Origin of the sequence: Agrobacterium sp. MCAB5 (assembly GCF_052114365.1) — a bacterium.
GTDB classification, from domain to species: Bacteria; Pseudomonadota; Alphaproteobacteria; order Rhizobiales; family Rhizobiaceae; genus Agrobacterium; species Agrobacterium tumefaciens.
The window spans coordinates 861,549-878,726 of the sequence record NZ_JBFREP010000001.1 but is presented as its reverse complement, the minus strand read 5'-3'; the positions used below and the strand labels follow the sequence as shown (position 1 = coordinate 878,726).

Here is a 17,178-nt window from a genome sequence, read left to right as displayed (position 1 = left end):
AGGTTTTGCAACGCTTGATGCTGCAACGGATATGATCATGAAACAGATTTTTACAGTGAAATGGCAAAAGAACCTGCGTGCAATGGCGTTGTGCCTGACCGCGCTGCCCCTGGCGCAGGCCGTCTGCACGCCCGTCCTCGCTGCCGATCTCGGCAAATCGGACAGGTTCGCCGAACCGCAGGGCAATTTCGACGATGCCCGCTACAGCAGTTCCAGTGAGTGGAAAATCACACTTGGCGTGGGTGCTGCCTACGCTCCCAAATATGAGGGCTCGGACAAGCTGGAAGCAGGCGCGGTTCCCCTGGTTTCCGTTGAGTATGGAGATACGCTGAGCATCGATTTCAGTGGCGTCACCGTCAACCTGCTGAACAGCAACGGCTTCAGACTGGGCGTGAAGGGCGGCTGGGAAGCCGGGCGCAAGGAAAAGGACGACAAGAAAAATCTTCGCGGAATGGGTGACATCAAGGCGGGCGGCGTGGTCGGCGGTGTTATCGCTTATGGCATCGATCCCTTCGAGGTCTATGCGAAGGTGGACAAGACCATCAGCGGCAGCGAAGGGTTGACCGCAACCGTCGGCGCCAGCGTTTCGCACAAAGTCGACCAGTTCATCCTTGGCGCGGACCTCTCCGCCACCTGGGCGGACGACAAGCACATGAAATCCTATTTCGGCGTCACCTCGGCCCAATCCGCCCGTTCCGGCCTGCGCCGCTATGACGCCAAGGCAGGCTTCAAGCGCATCGACGCCAGCGCCTCCCTCACTTATCTTATGACCGAGAACTGGTCGATCACCGGCGCCGGCGGTGTTGGCTTCCTGCTGGGCGATGCCAAGGACAGCCCGCTCTCCAAGAAGGACATCCAGCCCTTCGCAATGATTGGCGTGGCTTATACGTTCTGACCCGATGGCGACGTGGCGTTGCGGGGATGCGTAACCATCTCCGCAACGCCTTCACGTGTCTGTCCCGCCGCCTGAAATTGTCGCCTGCCCTGGGCGGAGGATCGTCGCTAAGTTCAGAGAATCCTGTCCCTGTATTCCGGCGGCGCCACCCAGCATTGCGCGCGTTTTCCGAACCAACGGTAGCGATTGCGGGCGACAAAACGATAGACGGGATCGCGCAGAAATGCGGGAATTATGCGCAACATGCCAAGCAGCCGCCAGGGCATGCCAAGCGCCTCATAGATAGCAAGAACGCCGTCGCTATCCTGTCGCACCCTGTCGCCATCGACGACGAGCAGGCTGACCGGATTTTTGGGGTCCATTCCGTGCCGACGGTAGATTTCCGTGCCGACGGCTCCCTGCATGGAGGCCAGCCGGAAATATCCGGCCTTGTCATGCCGCAGTACGAATTGCGCATTCACGGAACACAGCACACATTCGGCATCGAACAGAATGATCGGTCCATGGTGGTCGCCGACCAAGGGGGCCATGTTTGCCATCGATCATAAGTCCTTTTGCCGATCGCGATGCGATCCCCTCATAAAGTGCAGCTGTAGAACCTTATAAGATATTCTTCCGATCATCTTTCAATTCAATCTCGAGAGACGATTATTTCTCGGAGGTGAACGAATTTCCGCACAAATAGCGGTGACCAGCCGGTGCTGGTGTCAGCGGCGTTGGACAGCGCGGCTTACTGGGTCGAAACGGGAAAGATCATCGAGACGGTCAGGCCCGGGCAGACGGAATTTGTCGTGTCGGTGTCCGACAGCGCGAGCGATCCGCCGTGCAATTCCATCACGGCCTCCACCAGCGACAGGCCGAGCCCCGTGCCGGGTTTGGAGCGACTTTCGTCCAGCCGCACGAAACGTTTCAGCACCTCGCCGCGCTTGTCGGCGGGGATGCCGGGGCCGTTATCGGAGACGGACAGCACGATGGCGTCCGGTTCGCTCACCAGACGCACGATGAGTTTTTTGTCGCCCTCGCATTCGCAGGCATATTTCATGGCGTTGTCGATGAGGTTTGAAAGCGCCTGGCCGATCAGCTCACGGTTGCCCTGCACCGAAAGACCGGGTTCGATCTCGGCCTCAAGCGTAAGTCCCGCGTCCTCGGCCACCGGTTCGTAAAGTTCGGCACTGTCGGCAGCGATTGCCGACATGTCCACATCGGTCATTTCGGCGGCGATGGAGCCTGCCTCGACGCGGGAAATCATCAACAATGCATTGAAGGTGCGGATCAACTGGTCGGATTCGGCGATGATGCCTTCGAGTGCCGCGCGCCGTTTCGTCTCGTCGTTGTCATCCAAGGCGGCGGCCGCCTTGTTGCGCAGCCGCGTCAGCGGTGTCTTGAGGTCGTGGGCGATGTTGTCGGACACCTGCCGCAAGCCCTCGTTCAGCTTTTCGATACGGCCGAGCATGGCGTTGAGCGAGCCGGACAGCCGGTCGAACTCGTCGCCGGAGCGGCCCTGCGGCAGGCGCTGCGAAAGATCGCCGGCCATGATCTTCTTGGTCGCCGCCGACATGCGGTCGATGCGTTTCAAGGCATTGCGGCCGATGCCGAACCAGATGAGCAGCGCACCGGCGCTCATGATGGCAAGCGCCACCATCAGCGCATTGCGCACCAGCGCCCGGAATTTGGTGGGTTCGCCGAGATCGCGGCCGATCAGGATGCGCAGGCCGTTGTCCAGCATGAAGACATTGGCGGTCGCCATATGCTGCACGCTGTCGCCGCTTTCGGAATAACGTTCGTAACGGAAGGGGAAACCCGTCCAGCCCTCCTTGTCAAACACGCCGGGCTGCACGGAAGCGACATTGCCTGCAAGGATTTCGCCATTGGGGCCGGCGATGATGTAAAGGCTCGCCCCCGGCTGGCGGGCACGGCGCTCCATCATCCGCAACAGCGGGTTGATGCCGCCGCGATTGTAGATGCGCTGCACATCCGACACTTCCTGCAGCACCGCGTCACGCGTCTGCTGGTTCAGCAGCCGTTCGGAAAGGGCGGTGACATAAAAGACCAGAAAGGCTGCGCAGAGCGCAAACAGCAGGATATAAAGCGCAGAAAGGCGCACCGCTGTTGACCGGAACAATATTCTGAGGCGGACCATTTTCGCCAATCAGCCCTCGTCCTTCATCATGTAACCCGCGCCGCGAATGGTCTTCAGCAGCGGCTTTTCGAAGTCCTTTTCGATCTTCGAACGAAGGCGGGACACATGCACGTCGATGACATTGGTCTGCGGGTCGAAATGATAATCCCAGACGTTTTCCAGAAGCATGGTGCGGGTCACCACCTGGCCGGCATTCTTCATGAGATATTCCAGCAGGCGGAACTCACGCGGCTGCAACAGAATTTCCTTGCCGCCGCGACGGACATCGTGGGACAGCCGGTCAAGTTCGAGGTCGCCGACACGGTAGACCATATCCTGTTCGGGTTTGCCCTTGCGGCGGCCCAGCACTTCGATGCGTGCGAGAAGTTCGGAAAAGGCGTAGGGTTTGGGCAGATAATCATCGCCGCCGGCACGCAGGCCGGTCACGCGGTCGTCCACCTGCCCAAGCGCCGAAAGAATGAGAACCGGCGTCTCGATGCCGCGCCGGCGCAGCTCGCTGATGACGGAAAGTCCGTCGCGGCGCGGCAGCATGCGGTCGATCACCATCACGTCATAGGAATTCTCGCAGCCCATGAACAGGCCGCTTTCACCATCGCTCGCGTGATCGGCAACGATACCGACTTCCCGGAACGCCTTGGTCATATAGGCCGCAGCCTCGAGATCGTCTTCAATAACAAGAATCTTCATGTGCGGGACAATAGCGCCCTCGCCCTTTTCCGCACAACCGGAAACAGATGCGACGGACATTTCCTGAACCTTGTTTTCCATGAGATTTCCTCCTCGGTGCTGACTGGACCGGCTTTGTGGGTCCTTGTCTTCTCCCCGGCGGGGGGAAGATGGCCCGAAGGGTCGGATGAGGGGGCAAGGGCGCGGTCTATCGCGGGCCTTGCCCTTGATCCCGCTGCCGCGACCTCCTCCTCCCTAGCGGAGAAGAAACAAGCGGCACGCGCGTTCCACATACTCTGTCCCGCCCTCAAGGGGAGACACAGTCCCGAGCGACGCCGGCTCGAAGAAGAACCGGCGTCGCATCTCAGATTATCAACCCTGGTCGATATCCAGTGCGATGAAGCGGCTGCCGCTGTCCGTCTGGATCTGGAACAGCGCCTTGGAGCGTCCGTCCTTCTTCGCCTGCTCGAGAACCTTCTCGATATCGGCGGCAGAAGCCACCTGCTGGTTGTTGACGGAGGTGATCTTCTCACCCGTCTTCAGGCCACGGGCAGCGGCGTCGCTGTCCGGATCGACATCAGTGATGGCAAGGCCGTTGCCGTCGTCAGCGGGCGCAACCGTCAGGCCGAGGCTCGACAGCACCTTTGCGCTGGAAGGCTTGCTGCCACTGTCGTTTTCCTGGCCCGGCGTTGCCTTGGAGGCATCGTCGCTTGCGAGATCGCCAAGCGTCACGGTGACCGACTGCGACTTGCCGCCGCGCCAGAGCGAGATTTCAACCTTGCTGTTTGGCGTCATGCTGCCGATGCGGCGCGACAGATCGCGGGCATCCTTGACCGGGTCACCATTGACGGCAGTGATGATGTCACCCTGCTTGATGCCAGCCTTGTCGCCCGGCGAACCGGACTGCGGCGAGACGACGAGCGCGCCCTTCGCTTCGGCAAGACCAAGCGACTCGGCAATGTCCTTGCTGACCGGCTGGATCTGCACGCCGAGCCAGCCGCGTTCGACCTTGCCGTCCTTTTGCAGGTCGGCGATCACGTCCTTGGCAACGGACGACGGAATGGCGAAAGCAATTCCGACATTGCCGCCGGAGGGCGAGAAGATCGCGGTGTTGATGCCAACGACTTCACCGTTGAGATTGAAGGCGGGACCACCGGAGTTGCCGCGGTTCACGGCGGCGTCGATCTGCAGGTAATCGTCATAGGGGCCGGAGCCGATATCGCGGCCACGGGCAGAAACGATGCCCGAGGTTACGGTGCCGCCGAGGCCGAAGGGGTTACCGACGGCTACGACCCAGTCACCGACGCGAATCTTGCTATCGTCGGCAAACTGCACATAGGTGAACTTGCGGTTTACATCGACCTTCAGCAGCGCCAGATCGGTACGCGGATCACGGCCAACGAGCTTGGCTTCGAGTTCGGTACCGTCATTCATCACCACCGTGTAGGCGGAGCCGTCATCGACAACGTGGTTGTTGGTGACGACATAACCGTCTTCGGAGATGAAGAAGCCGGATCCTTGAGCGACGGGGCGCAGCGGACCCTTGCCGTCACGGTGACGGTTCGGACCACGGTCGGGACGGTCCTGGTTGGGACCGCCGAATTCCTTGAAGAAGCGCTTCAGGGGATGGTCGTCCGGCAGCTGGTCGAGACCACGGCCGCCGAAATTGAAGGAAAAGTTGCTGGAATCATCGGAAGCGGGCTGCACGTTCGACTGGACGCGAACGGAGACGACGGCGGGCGAAACCGCCTCGACCACATTGGCGAAGCTCGGAACCTGCGGCGCAGTCACCTCGACCGGAGCGGCAAAGGAATGAACGATCGGTGCGGCGATGCCTGTGGAAAGCATCAGCGCGGCAAGACCGCCAACGGTCGTTGCCTTCAGAACCGTCTTCAGCGAGGAGCGTCCGTTTTGCGAGTGAGACATGGTGTACCTTCTTTCTTCATTCAGACTGGAACCCGTTTGACCGGGGGAGAAGCGGTGGATGATGAAGATATAGGAGGCGACACCTTACAGCGAAGTGTCTGACGAATGAAAAAACCGTAATGTTGAAAAAGAACCGAGGACGGATATGAAAATCAGTTATTTTTCAATGAGATTACGAATTCTCTCTTCTTCGTCCGCGCTCAGTTTTTCCGGCCGCTCCTGGGTGGCGCGCCGACGCGAAAAAACGAGGATGGCGAATATTCCCGCAAGCGCCAGAACGATGGGCGCGCCCCACAAAAGTGCGGTGCGCAGGCTGAAACGCGGTTTCAGCAGCACGAATTCGCCATAACGAGACACGACGTAGTCGACTACAGCCTGATCGCTATCGCCTGCCACCAGCCTGTCCCGCACCAGAACGCGCAGATCCCGTGCCAGTTCGGCATTGCTGTCATCGATCGACTGGTTCTGACAGACCATGCAGCGCAGTTGAGACGTGAGATTGCGGGCGCGCTGTTCCAGTGCGGGGTCTTTCAGCACCTCGTCCGGGTTGAAGGCGAAGGCCGGCCATGACGTAAACATGAGAACGAGAAGGAGCGTGAGCCCCGCCACAACCTCCCTCATTCCGCCGCCTCCGGCATCGCGGCCGTTTTTGCCGGCTTCGCCTTGCGGCTCGGTGCGCCCACCCTCAACCGTCTGTCGGAGAGCGATATCAAACCGCCGGCCATCATGAACAGCGTGCCGCCCCAGATGCACAGGATGAAGGGTTTCCACCAGATGCGCACTACCATGCCGCCATCCGCCATCGGGTCACCGAGCGAGACGTAGAGCTGGCTGAGGCCGAAGGTCAAAATGCCCGCTTCCGTGGTCGGCATTCGCCGTGCCGTGTAGAGCCGTTTGGAGGACCAGACGTCGGCCACTTCCACACCCGCCTTGCGTATGGTGAAATGGCCACGATCCTCGGTGAAATTAGGGCCGACGGCATGGCGGATGCCATCGAAGGTGAGACTGTAGCCGCCCGCCTTCGCCTCCATGCCCTGCTTCATTTCAAGAACGGTTTCGGTCTCGAAGGTGGTGACGGTGACGATGCCAAGCACGGTGATGCCAAGCCCCATATGGGCAAGAGCGGCGCCGAAGGCCGAACGCGGCAGGCCCTTGAGGCGTCGAAAAGCGATGCCGAAGGCCAGTTTGCCGAAATTGGCCCGATACCAGAGATCGGCAAGCGCCCCGAAGATCAGCCAGAAACCGGCTGCGATGCCAAGTGCGGCGAGCACCGGGCCGCCGTTCTCCACGTACCAGAGCGTCAGCCCGGCAAGGGCTGCAATGGCGGCCGCCACATAAAGCCGCTGGAAAGCGCCGAGAAGATCGCCGCGCTTCCAGGCGAGCATCGGCCCGAAGGGCGTGACGATCAACACCGGGATCATCAGGAGGCCGAAGGTGAGATTGAAGAACGGCGCGCCGACCGAGATTTTTTCGCCTGTCAGCGTTTCGAGAATGAGCGGGTAGAGCGTGCCGATTAGTACCGTTGCGGTCGAGACCGTCAGGATCAGATTGTTGAGGACCAGCGCCCCTTCGCGTGAGATCGGCGCGAACAATCCACCCACCTTCAGCGAGGGCGCCCGCCATGCGAACAACGCGAAAGCTCCGCCGATGAAAACGGTAAGGATGCCGAGAATGAAGATGCCGCGGCTCGGATCGGTGGCGAAGGCGTGCACGGAGGTCAAGACGCCGGAGCGCACGAGGAAGGTGCCGAGCAGCGACAGCGAGAAGGTCATGATCGCCAGAAGCACGGTCCAGATTTTCAGCGCTTCGCGCTTTTCCATGACGAGTGCCGAATGCAGCAGTGCGGTGCCCGCAAGCCATGGCATGAAGGAGGCGTTTTCAACAGGATCCCAGAACCACCAGCCGCCCCAGCCGAGTTCGTAATAGGCCCAATAAGATCCCATGGAGATACCTGCCGTCAGGAAGGTCCATGCGGCGAGCGTCCACGGCCTTACCCAGCGCGCCCAGGCCGCATCGATCCGGCCCTCCAGAAGTGCAGCGACGGCGAAGGAGAAACAGACGGAAAAGCCGACATAACCGAGATAAAGCAGCGGCGGATGTATGGCGAGGCCGAAGTCCTGAAGGATAGGGTTCAGGTCCTGCCCTTCGGCCGGCACCCGCTCCAGACGCATGAACGGATTGGAGGTGAGCAGGATGAACAGCAGGAACGCGACGGAAATCCAGGCCTGCACGGACAGCACATTGGCTTTCAGCGTTTCCGGCAGGTTGCGACCAAAGACGGCAACGAGCGCGCTGAAAAATACCAGGATCAGCAGCCACAACAGCATGGAGCCCTCATGGTTGCCCCAGACGCCGGTCAACTTGTAGAGCATCGGCATCAGCGAATGGGAGTTTTCCCAGACGTTGCGCACGGAGAAATCCGAAACCGCATAGGCCCGCGTCAGCGCCGCAAAGGACAAGGCCACGAGCAGGAACATCACGACGGAGCCGAGCGAGGCGATATCCATCAGCGCCCGGTCGTTGCGGCGCGCGCCGATCACCGGCAGCGTCGAGACGATCAGCCCCACGGCGAGTGCCAGAACCAGAACGTAGTGGCCGATCTCGTTGATCATTTTATCGCTCCGGTCTTGTCGGCTGAAGCCCCCGCAGGAGAAGGCGCTGCGCCGGAAGGTTGCCCGCCCTCTCCGGTGTTCTGCCACAGGCCCTTGTCTTTCAGCCGGTCGGCCACTTCCTTCGGCATGTAGTTTTCGTCATGCTTGGCCAGAACGCTGTCGGCAACAAAGCCATGGGTCGCTGCATCGAAAACGCCTTCCGTCACCACGCCCTGCCCCTCGCGGAAAAGATCGGGCAGAATGCCGGTATAGCTGACGGGCACGTTTGCTTCACCGTCAGTCACTGTGAAGCTCACCGTGCGGCCCTCCCCGCGCTTGACGGAGCCTTCCGCCACCAGCCCACCTAGGCGGATGCGGGTGCCGGGATTGACCGGCGTCTTCTCCAGATCGGCCGGCATGTAGAAATAGGCTATGGACTGGCCGAAGGCGAACATGACGAGCAGCACGGCCGCGACGATGAAGCTCATGCCGCCGCCGATGATTGCGAGCCGTTTCTGTTTGCGGGTCATTGCGTCACTCCCTGCGGCATCGCGCGCCCTTGCCCGTCCATGCGAACGGGTCCGGCGGAAACTCCCAATTCCTTCGCCAGCGCCAGAAGCTGCTTACCCTCTTCGCCCTCAGGCGGGAAAACCTGCAAACCGGCTCTCAGTGCCTCGCCCGCCTTCGCTGCATTGTTCAAGACGGAGTAGGCGCGCACGAGGCGCATCCAGCCTTCGAAATCACCGGGATTTTCCCTGAGCTTGGCGTCGAGGCTCGCCACCATGCCCTCGATCATCGCCTGCCGGTCGGCGGGCGTCATGTCTTTCGCCGCCGCCACGTCGCCTGCGGTCGGGCCGGGCGCTGCCTCGCCGCCGGTTCTGGCGATATGTTCCCGCACCAGCGGCAACCATGGCGCACCGGCTGGTGCATCCGCCGCCAGTGCTGCAAAGGCCGCACGCGCCTCCTGCGCCTTGCCCGCCTGCTCCAGCGACAGCGCCAGATAAAAGCGGGCGCGTGGATTGCCGGGTTTCAGCCGCTCGGCTTCGGCAAAGGCCTCACGCGCAGCCTCGATGACGATGCCGTCATTGCTCGCCACCAGTGTTTCGCCAAGTCCCGTCAGCCGTTCCGTGCTCGGCCCTTGCAGACGAAGCGCGTTGCGATAGGCAAGCTCGGCATCGCCAAGCCGCATCGTCTTGAAATAGATCGGCGCCAGGATATCCCAGCCTGCACCGTCGTCGGGGTTTTCGGCGAGGTGCCGCTCGGCACGGGCGACCAGAAGGTTCATGTCGTTACCGGGTTGCTCCAGACGTGCCTCGAGCGGCATGTCCGGCACTTCCGGACTTCCCTTCCAGATGTAAAGACAGAGGCCAAGTGCAGGCAGCAAAACGGTAATCAGGGTTACGGCGAGATTGTGCCGCAGCGGCCGGGCGCTGCTTTCAGCGTCTTGACGGGTATCGGCTGCGGCAAGCAGCCGGCGGCCGATTTCGGCGCGGGCATATTCCGCCTCCGTCTCGCCGATCAGGCCAGCGGCACGCTCGCGGTCCAGTTCGGCAAGCTGGTCGCGATAGACTGCAACCTCGCCGTCGCGGCGCGTCTGCGACACCTCGGTCTTCCGCATCAGCGGGTACATCAGGACGATGGCGACAGCCGCCGTCAATATCGCAACGACAATCCAGAACATAAGGCTCAATTACTCGAATGCACGGCACATGGAAACATGAAGCGCGGAGATGACGCGAATTTGAGACATCACGCCGCACCGCCCGGCGTCCAGGTGCACCGCTATAGCCCTTCCTGTCACTCGGAAAGGTCCATGACCTTGATTTACGTCAAAGGAGACCAGCTGCCATCGGCATTGCGGCAGGCCGCACCGCGAACCCGGGTTTCCTTTTCATCGACAGTCAGCGTGTGGGAATATTGCCGGCAATTCTGGTTGCCCACCTGATAGGGCGCATTGGCAACCACCTGGCCGCTGGCATCGTCGCCGGTCCATGTCACCGGCGTACCGACCGGGGCGGTTTCCAGTGCGCGATATTCGGCCTCGAGCGCTTTGGTGCGGTCGCCCTTTTCGAGCTGCAGACCGCTTCGTCCGACAATGCCGCCCTGCATGTTGGCAAGGAACGGCGTTGAAGGTTGTGCCGAACCGCCGAACAGACTGCCACCGGCCGAGCGGGTGCCCGTGGTGGTGCAGGCGCTCAGCATCGATACGCACAGGATCGAGAGAAGTGCCGGGCGTGACACCAGCGAACGCATCGTCACGGAGCGGCAGCCATCATACACGTCAACCAAACCCTGTCCTCTTTTCCTTACCGCACCGCGCGTTATATATCGGCATTGAATTTCTTGCCTTTTTTCTTGCCTCACGCAAGCTCTTTCGAGAGGCCAGGCAAAATCAGATCGGCTTTCAGGCCACCTATCCCGCTGCGCGAGAGGGAAAAGTGGCCATGGTACTCAGACACCACTTCGGAAACGATCGACAATCCGAGGCCGGTGCCAGGACGGCTTTCGTCCAGCCGCCTGCCGCGCTTCATCGCTTCGCTTATCTGCCCGGGCTCCAGCCCCGGCCCGTCATCCTCCACGATCAACTCCACCCATGAGCGCCGGCCCATTTCGGGGTCGGAGGACGGGTGAGTGCCGGTCGCAAGCGTGACGACGACTTTGGTCTGTGCAAAACGCGCGGCATTCTCGAGAAGATTGCCGACGATCTCCTCCAAATCCTGCTGTTCCATGCCCAGCACCGCCCCCGGATGCTCGAAATTCAGCTCGAACTGCTTGTCGGGGTTGAGGCGGCGCATGACGCGCACGAGCCGTTCCAGCGCCGGCTCCGCTTCCACACGGGCAAGGATCGAACCGCGCTGGGCGGCAATGCGGGCGCGGGAAAGATAGGATTGCACCTGCGCCTGCATGGCGTCAGCCTGCGCGCGCACCAGATCGCCATGCTGCGGCTCCAGCGTGCGGGCCTCGTTCAGAAGCACGGCAATCGGCGTTTTCAGCGAATGTGCGAGATTGCCGACCTGCATGCGGGCGCGCTCGACGATGCGCCGGTTGCTGTCGATCAGCGCATTGACTTCGTTCGCCAACGGCTGGATTTCGCGCGGGAATTCGCCTTCGAGGCTTTCCGCCTCCCCGCCCCTGATCTTTCCGAGCGCCAGACGGGCCTGATCGAGCGGCCGCAGACTGTAGAGAATCGCAAGGCCATTGACGACCAGACTGCCGACACCGAAGACGGCGAGCGCCAGATAAAGGCTGTTGGAGAAATTGCGCACATCGTCTTCAACGACGTTGAGGTTGCCGGAAACGCGGAAACGCGCCGCGCGGCCTTCACCATCCAGCACGACTTCCGTTTCCGCCACCCGCACCTTGTTGCCCGCCTCGTCGGTCACGGCATAAAAACGCTCGTATCTGTTATCGAAGGGAGCATCGATAATGCTCGGCACCGGCAAGGACGCGACGCCGAGCGAAGAGGAGACCAGCGGTGCCGTCTGGAAATTGCCGAGCGGCTCCACCACCCAGTACCAGCCGGTATCGGGCTGCGAGAACCGGAGATCGCCGAGCTGCGGGCTGCCGGCCAGCGTATTCTCGTTCGAAATCGTCACGGAATTAATGACGTTATAAAGCTGCGCCCGCAGAAGATCGGTGAAGCTGCGCTCCACGCCCTGCCGGTAGAGCGTCGAGATCACGACGGCAATGACCACCAGCGCCAGCGCCGACCAGGCCGAGGCGAGAAGAAGAACGCGGGCGGTAAGAGAGCTACTTCGCATCTGCCGGCGCTTGCATCCGGTAACCGAGGCCACGGATGGTCTCGATCAGATCAACCCCGAGCTTCTTGCGCAAACGTCCGACAAACACCTCGATCGTGTTGGAATCCCTGTCGAAATCCTGATCGTACATATGTTCGACCAGCTCCGTGCGCGAGACGACCTCGCCCATGTGATGCATGAGATAGGAAAGCAGGCGGAACTCATGCGAGGTGAGCTTCAGCGTCACGCCGTTGACCGTTGCCTTGGAGGATTTGGTATCGAGCTTGACCGGTCCGCAGACGAGTTCGGAGGAAGCGTGGCCAGCGGCGCGGCGGATGAGCGCACGCACGCGGGCAAGAACTTCTTCGACATGGAAGGGCTTGGTCACGTAATCGTCGGCACCGGCATCGATACCCGCCACCTTGTCGCTCCAGCGGTCACGGGCGGTGAGAATGAGGACCGGCATGGCCTTGCCCGCCGCGCGCCATTTCTCGACGACGGTGATGCCGTCCATCTGCGGCAGGCCGATATCGAGAACGATCGCGTCATAGGGTTCGGTATCGCCGAGATAATGGCCTTCCTCGCCGTCAAATGCCTGATCGACAACATAACCGGCTTCTTTAAGCGCGTCGGTCAGCTGACGATTGAGATTGGCATCGTCCTCAACCACGAGAATACGCATTATCCGCCCTTTCCTTACGTCCCGGCCCGCGCGCGCGTCGCCGGTCATGCTAACTGTCTCGGATTGTTTTCCGATATTTCGGCGATGCGGGCAAGGCTACATCGGCACGCGCATCGTTACCTTGCGCGGGCGCTCGCCATTACCCTGGACGAGAACGGTAACTACACAGGACTGACCGTCACCGGAGGGATAGACCGAAAGAAGCTGACCACCGGTTTCGCGCACCACGCGGGCAACGGCCGCGCCGCAATCGCTTGCAGCCAGAATGTAATGGCCCTGCAAATCAGCCTCGGGCGCCGTGAAACCGGAAAGCCCGGCTGCAAGCGTCGCGATGATGAGAGGTGATGCCATTGCACAAATCTTCCAAAAAAATCGGCTGCGTCTCGAACCGTATTGTGACCGAATATGTAGCGCAAAGCGTCTGAATGGCAAATGAATGCCGCCCCCGACGCCACGACGCACGGCGGGGACGGTATGGGCGCAAGTGGCGTCAGCGGATGGCACGGGTTGCCGAAAGGCGGCCGTAAAGTGCGACGAGGCCGCCAATTCCGCCCGCAACGGTCACCAGTCCCTCCGCCAGCTCGCCGTGCAGGCCGGCGGGAAGATCAAGACCAGCGACGCTGAAAAGCGGTGCGAAAACCGCAACCAGGGCGCCCCAGATCGTGCGCGATTGATACCATGCCTTGGTACTCTCCATAATCTCGTCCTTTGCGTTGTTTTTCAGGTGGTTGTCAGAGTGGGAGAACGGCGTGCGCCGCCACTCCCAGAGGCACCGCACGGCCGAGCTGACGGACACGCACGGAAATGTGATCCCGCAAGGTCGGGAAATCTGTGAGTTCGTCCGCTTTGGGGTACAGCCAGAAGGGTTCGGAGACCTCTGCCGTGCGTCGAACGGCCTCGCGATCCAGCACCTCCACGCGGTAACGCTCGAACGGCTCTTCCAGCGGTATCTCGCTCGCGTCCCAGCCATCGGCCTCCATCCGGCCTCGGCGCACCCAGCGCAGCAAAATGCCGTCCCTGCGCCGCTCGGCCGCAAGATGCACCGGCGCAAGCGGCGTTTCAGCCCGCAAGCCACCCTCGAAGACAAAAGGACCGGCGGGGGCGCCCGCCATTCCCGCCGCCTCGGCGATCCAGTTCAGCCGCCGTCCGCGTTCGGTCGCGGCAAGACCGAGCGGCTGCACCGCCGCGTCCAGCACCACGACAGGGGCGCCCACCGGCGCGCCAATGGCCAACGCATCTTCCGTGCCGCCAAGCCCACGCAACAAAGCGGAAAGCCGCCAGCGCGCGGGCGCAATTTCCTCTGCGCGCGCGAAAGCGATGATCTCCCAAACACCGTTTGCGGCCCTCACCGCCATGCGGTTCTCGCCGTTCAGCACCGAAAGCTCCGTGGCCGAGGAAAGCTCGCCGGATGGCAGATCGATCAGGATGGTGTTTTGCCGGTCGAAACGGCCGGAGGGGCCTGATGTCAGCGGCATGGCCAACGTGCCGATCATCGCGGGCCGGTCAAGCACGGCGCGCTGCCGGTAGCCTTCCGTGCCTGCGGAGGACGAAACGACGATAGGCCGCCATGGCCGTGCAAAAACGGCAATCCGCGCCGAATTTTCAGACGCTGTGCCGTCATGGCGCGGCAGGTCGAGAAACAGCACCTCCGGGGCAAAACCTTCCGCGCCGTTTGCCCCGCCAACACGACGCTCATCCAAAGCGCCCGAAAAAGCAGCGGATGCGGCGGAAAAGGCGCGCGCCTCCACCTGCCGTACAGTACCGTCCTCAATCCGGCTGACCAGAAACCTCCCTGCCGGAGCCTCCGAAAACACATTCTGCGGGAGACGAATGCAATCGCCGGGTTCCAGAGCGATATCTGCGGGCGGCAGGGCAAAACGCAGCGTGCGCCGTGCCTGCCTGTTGTCACGCAACAGGGCCTCAGCCGCGACTTCCGCTGTTTCCGCCGGGAGTGCCGCGTTCAGGTCGAGCCGCATGACGCGGCTGCCGGCATTGTCGATACGGCGCGAACGCACGCTCGCCTGCTCGTAGTCCAGCGCCGGATTGAACGAGGTCAGCACGGCCTCTGCGGCGAAATCGCTGTCATGGCCGCGATTTTCCGACCACAGCGGTTCGTCGTCCAGATCGGCCAGCACGGCAGCGTCACGCACGGGCAGAACCGCCGTATTGCGAGAACGGAAGCGCAGGGTTCCGCCGTCCTCGGCCACATCCACCTGAAACGCCGACATCAGCGGCTCCAGGAGGTTGCGGGCCGAGGTCACGTCGCCCTGCACATATCCCGTCAGATCGCCACTGACGGCAGAGACGTCGAAGCCGGAAAATCCATGGTCCGTCAGGATCGCGGCGATGGTATCGGCAAGTGTGGCAGTCCCAAGCCGGCCGTTCAGCCAATGGCCGGTACGCCAGTTGGCCCCATCGCTCCAGGCCGCGCCGTTCTGCGGAAAGGCGGGGAACGGCCGCGCATCCCAGGTCCACATATAGACGCGGTTCGGATCCACCATCGCCGCATCCCCCTTCCCCCTCCAGTGGTCGAGATGCGCCTCCAGAAACCGTCGCTGCTGGCTGTCGGCGCGGCTCCTGCGGGAAAAATAGGGATAAGCGTTTTCCGTCGATTTCGGATCGGGAAAGACATTCGGGCGCGTCGCACTCTTGTCCACCGCCGGGCAGCCGAGTTCGGTGAACCAGATCGGTTTCGACCCTGGCACCCATGCGGTTGGCGTCAACTTCTCTGCACCGCGCACTTGGTCAAAATGGGCATTCTGCCACCAGCTTCGCAGGTCCTTGTAGCGGAATACCCACGGCTTGCCCCTGAGACCATCAGTGATGGGCTTGCGTCGCCGCGCCGCGCGGTCGGCATCGCTGGCGTAATACCAGTCGAAACCCTCGCCCGCCGTGATGGCATAACGGAAGGCGTTAGCATCGTCCGGGCCGCTCATACCATCAGGATTGCCGTTTGCGGCATCCTCGTCGCGCCAGTCGGAAAGCGGCATATAGTTGTCGATGCCGATCGCATCGATATCAGGGCTTGCCCACAGCGGATCTAGATTGAAGAACACGTCGCCGGAACCGTCCGCCGGCTGATAGCCGAAATATTCGCTCCAGTCCGCGCCATAGGTCAGTTTCGTTGCCGGCCCGACAACGGCGCGCACATCTGCCGCCAGCCGCACCAGTTCCTCCACGAAAGGAAAGGCGTCGTTATGGTCGCGCAGGCTTGTCAGCCCACGCAGCTCCGAGCCGATCAGGAAGGCATCCACCCCACCCGCCTGCGCCACCAGCGCCGCATAATGCAGCACCATGCGGCGATACCCCTCAGTGCGGTTGCAAAAGGTGGAAATCTCCGTGCGCGTGCCTGCACTGCGGTCGGGCGAACCTGCCAGGCCCGGCGCCGGAAAACAGGTGATGCGTCCGCGCCAGCCATAGGCGTCCTGCTCGCCTTTGCCGTAGGGGTCCGGCAGGCCGTTGCCGGCTGGCACATCCATCATCAGGAATGGATAAAGGCAGACCTTCAGACCACGCGCCTTGAGGTCGGCTATCGCCTGCACAACGCTTTTATCATCCGGCGTGCCACCATAGGCCGGGCCGCCGCCGTGATGGCTGACGAGATGCGCTTGCCCGCGCGAAACACCGGCGACGGACCATGCCGCACTTTCCCTGTCGCGACCCGCCACTTCCACACCCGGCAGAATGCGGCATTCGCCCGCGCGCATGTCGGTGCCGAACCAGCTCACTACCAGCGCCACGCTTTGCAGATTGGGGCACAGCGCCTGCAATTCGTCGATCGCGGCCTGCCAGTCGGTCAAGGCCGTCAGGCAATTGCGGTTCATGATGCGACTTTCGCCCATGCCGGTGCGTTCCGAAACCTGCGCCGTGGCGTAACCGTGTTCCGTCGCACCGGGAATGACGGTGATGGCACGGATGGCTTTTTCCAGCCGGCCGACCGGTCGCACCACCTCGAACTGCATCAGCGGAATGCGGTTGCCATAGTTGTCAAGCGGCAGGCGTTCGAACACCACATAGGCCAACCCGCGAAAGGCGGGTGCATTGCCTGCGGCCTGTTTTGCCTCGATCAGCGGATCCGGTAATTGCGTCTCGCTGCCGGGATAAAAGCGCATCTCGATGGCGCTCAGGTCCAGTTCCCGCCCATCGGCCCAGACGCGCCGCACCATGGCCGCCTCGCCCTCGCACAGCCCGACGGCGAGATTGGCGAAGTAGCGAAAGGACTCGACCTTCGGGCCGCGATTGCCCTTGCCGCCACGACGCGTCACCTCGACGCTTTCCTCAAAGCGCGTCGCCCAGATCAGCGTACCGCCGATCCTCGCCGTGCCGTAAAGCCGGTTGACGGCCGCGCCTTCGTCCGCACCCGGAATACGCGCTGTGGAAAGCCGGGCGCCGGACACCGTCCGCCCGTTCGAAAGCAGCGCGCGGTCGACGGCATTGCCCGCCAGCGCGCCAGCCGCGCGGCCGATGATGGCACCCACGGGGCCGAAAACGCCGCCGAGTGCTGCACCCGCCGCCTGAAAGAGAATGGTCGCCATGGT

The 17,178-nt window shown here is 62.1% G+C and carries 15 protein-coding genes; 1 reads left to right on the top strand and 14 read right to left on the bottom strand.

The features are described from left to right. Nucleotides 1-31 precede the first annotated feature (31 nt). On the top strand, nucleotides 32-895 hold the full coding sequence (locus AB4Z23_RS04355; protein WP_421477963.1) for a MipA/OmpV family protein: 864 nt from the start codon (nucleotides 32-34) through the stop codon (nucleotides 893-895). 113 nt (nucleotides 896-1,008) lie between these two features. Here AB4Z23_RS04355 and AB4Z23_RS04350 read toward each other — a convergent pair whose 3' ends face one another. From AB4Z23_RS04350 to AB4Z23_RS04285, 14 genes are all read right to left on the bottom strand, one after another. Continuing rightward, on the bottom strand, nucleotides 1,009-1,434 hold the full coding sequence (locus tag AB4Z23_RS04350) for a thiol-disulfide oxidoreductase DCC family protein (RefSeq protein WP_065661211.1): 426 nt from the start codon (nucleotides 1,432-1,434) through the stop codon (nucleotides 1,009-1,011). 191 nt (nucleotides 1,435-1,625) lie between these two features. Next, nucleotides 1,626-3,035, bottom strand: coding sequence for a sensor histidine kinase (locus AB4Z23_RS04345; RefSeq protein WP_003512151.1), 1,410 nt, complete (start codon nucleotides 3,033-3,035; stop codon nucleotides 1,626-1,628). Nucleotides 3,036-3,044: 9 nt separating this feature from the next. Beyond that, entirely contained in the window at nucleotides 3,045-3,803 is a 759-nt protein-coding gene (locus tag AB4Z23_RS04340; RefSeq protein ID WP_013635754.1) for a response regulator transcription factor, read from the bottom strand. Nucleotides 3,804-4,073: 270 nt separating this feature from the next. Further along, the gene (locus tag AB4Z23_RS04335) at nucleotides 4,074-5,627 is read right to left on the bottom strand and encodes a Do family serine endopeptidase (protein WP_003512147.1); all 1,554 of its coding nucleotides are present in this window, start codon (nucleotides 5,625-5,627) and stop codon (nucleotides 4,074-4,076) included. Nucleotides 5,628-5,783: 156 nt separating this feature from the next. Further along, nucleotides 5,784-6,248: a cytochrome c-type biogenesis protein gene (locus tag AB4Z23_RS04330; protein ID WP_025592862.1), complete on the bottom strand. Its 465-nt coding sequence runs from the start codon at nucleotides 6,246-6,248 to the stop codon at nucleotides 5,784-5,786. After that, nucleotides 6,245-8,239 (bottom strand): heme lyase CcmF/NrfE family subunit, encoded by a 1,995-nt coding sequence (locus tag AB4Z23_RS04325; protein WP_003512142.1) that lies wholly within the window; start codon nucleotides 8,237-8,239, stop codon nucleotides 6,245-6,247. Before AB4Z23_RS04325 ends, AB4Z23_RS04330 begins: the two co-directional genes overlap by 4 nt. Further along, nucleotides 8,236-8,748, bottom strand: a complete 513-nt coding sequence (gene ccmE / locus AB4Z23_RS04320; RefSeq protein ID WP_003512141.1) for a cytochrome c maturation protein CcmE — start codon at nucleotides 8,746-8,748, stop codon at nucleotides 8,236-8,238. The genes AB4Z23_RS04325 and ccmE overlap by 4 nt, the downstream gene beginning before the upstream one ends. Beyond that, nucleotides 8,745-9,899: a c-type cytochrome biogenesis protein CcmI gene (gene ccmI, locus AB4Z23_RS04315; RefSeq protein ID WP_421477962.1), complete on the bottom strand. Its 1,155-nt coding sequence runs from the start codon at nucleotides 9,897-9,899 to the stop codon at nucleotides 8,745-8,747. Before ccmI ends, ccmE begins: the two co-directional genes overlap by 4 nt. A 143-nt stretch (nucleotides 9,900-10,042) precedes the next feature. Then, nucleotides 10,043-10,471 (bottom strand): membrane protein, encoded by a 429-nt coding sequence (locus tag AB4Z23_RS04310; protein ID WP_025592860.1) that lies wholly within the window; start codon nucleotides 10,469-10,471, stop codon nucleotides 10,043-10,045. Nucleotides 10,472-10,578: 107 nt separating this feature from the next. Then, a complete protein-coding gene (locus tag AB4Z23_RS04305) occupies nucleotides 10,579-11,979 on the bottom strand; it encodes a sensor histidine kinase (protein ID WP_003512137.1) in 1,401 nt (466 codons plus the stop codon). Then, nucleotides 11,969-12,640, bottom strand: coding sequence for a response regulator transcription factor (locus AB4Z23_RS04300; RefSeq protein ID WP_003512135.1), 672 nt, complete (start codon nucleotides 12,638-12,640; stop codon nucleotides 11,969-11,971). The genes AB4Z23_RS04305 and AB4Z23_RS04300 overlap by 11 nt, the downstream gene beginning before the upstream one ends. A gap of 96 nt (nucleotides 12,641-12,736) precedes the next feature. Next, complete coding sequence (locus AB4Z23_RS04295) at nucleotides 12,737-12,991, bottom strand: hypothetical protein (protein WP_003497070.1); 255 nt, start codon at nucleotides 12,989-12,991, stop codon at nucleotides 12,737-12,739. A gap of 139 nt (nucleotides 12,992-13,130) precedes the next feature. Beyond that, nucleotides 13,131-13,337 carry a hypothetical protein gene (locus AB4Z23_RS04290; RefSeq protein ID WP_003512133.1) on the bottom strand — a complete coding sequence of 69 codons (207 nt, stop codon included), beginning with the start codon at nucleotides 13,335-13,337 and terminating at the stop codon, nucleotides 13,131-13,133. Nucleotides 13,338-13,371: 34 nt separating this feature from the next. Next, complete coding sequence (locus AB4Z23_RS04285; RefSeq protein ID WP_421477961.1) at nucleotides 13,372-17,175, bottom strand: baseplate multidomain protein megatron; 3,804 nt, start codon at nucleotides 17,173-17,175, stop codon at nucleotides 13,372-13,374. Nucleotides 17,176-17,178 lie beyond the last annotated feature (3 nt).

Bases quoted from the DNA above. Each gene is read 5' to 3' on its own strand.
- AB4Z23_RS04355 (WP_421477963.1), top strand. From the start codon at position 32: ATGATCATGAAACAGATTTTTACAGTGAAATGGCAAAAGAACCTGCGT.
- AB4Z23_RS04350 (WP_065661211.1), bottom strand. From the start codon at position 1,434: ATGGCAAACATGGCCCCCTTGGTCGGCGACCACCATGGACCGATCATT.
- AB4Z23_RS04345 (WP_003512151.1), bottom strand. From the start codon at position 3,035: ATGGTCCGCCTCAGAATATTGTTCCGGTCAACAGCGGTGCGCCTTTCT.
- AB4Z23_RS04340 (WP_013635754.1), bottom strand. From the start codon at position 3,803: ATGGAAAACAAGGTTCAGGAAATGTCCGTCGCATCTGTTTCCGGTTGT.
- AB4Z23_RS04335 (WP_003512147.1), bottom strand. From the start codon at position 5,627: ATGTCTCACTCGCAAAACGGACGCTCCTCGCTGAAGACGGTTCTGAAG.
- AB4Z23_RS04330 (WP_025592862.1), bottom strand. From the start codon at position 6,248: ATGAGGGAGGTTGTGGCGGGGCTCACGCTCCTTCTCGTTCTCATGTTT.
- AB4Z23_RS04325 (WP_003512142.1), bottom strand. From the start codon at position 8,239: ATGATCAACGAGATCGGCCACTACGTTCTGGTTCTGGCACTCGCCGTG.
- ccmE (WP_003512141.1), bottom strand. From the start codon at position 8,748: ATGACCCGCAAACAGAAACGGCTCGCAATCATCGGCGGCGGCATGAGC.
- ccmI (WP_421477962.1), bottom strand. From the start codon at position 9,899: ATGTTCTGGATTGTCGTTGCGATATTGACGGCGGCTGTCGCCATCGTC.
- AB4Z23_RS04310 (WP_025592860.1), bottom strand. From the start codon at position 10,471: ATGCGTTCGCTGGTGTCACGCCCGGCACTTCTCTCGATCCTGTGCGTA.
- AB4Z23_RS04305 (WP_003512137.1), bottom strand. From the start codon at position 11,979: ATGCGAAGTAGCTCTCTTACCGCCCGCGTTCTTCTTCTCGCCTCGGCC.
- AB4Z23_RS04300 (WP_003512135.1), bottom strand. From the start codon at position 12,640: ATGCGTATTCTCGTGGTTGAGGACGATGCCAATCTCAATCGTCAGCTG.
- AB4Z23_RS04295 (WP_003497070.1), bottom strand. From the start codon at position 12,991: ATGGCATCACCTCTCATCATCGCGACGCTTGCAGCCGGGCTTTCCGGT.
- AB4Z23_RS04290 (WP_003512133.1), bottom strand. From the start codon at position 13,337: ATGGAGAGTACCAAGGCATGGTATCAATCGCGCACGATCTGGGGCGCC.
- AB4Z23_RS04285 (WP_421477961.1), bottom strand. From the start codon at position 17,175: ATGGCGACCATTCTCTTTCAGGCGGCGGGTGCAGCACTCGGCGGCGTT.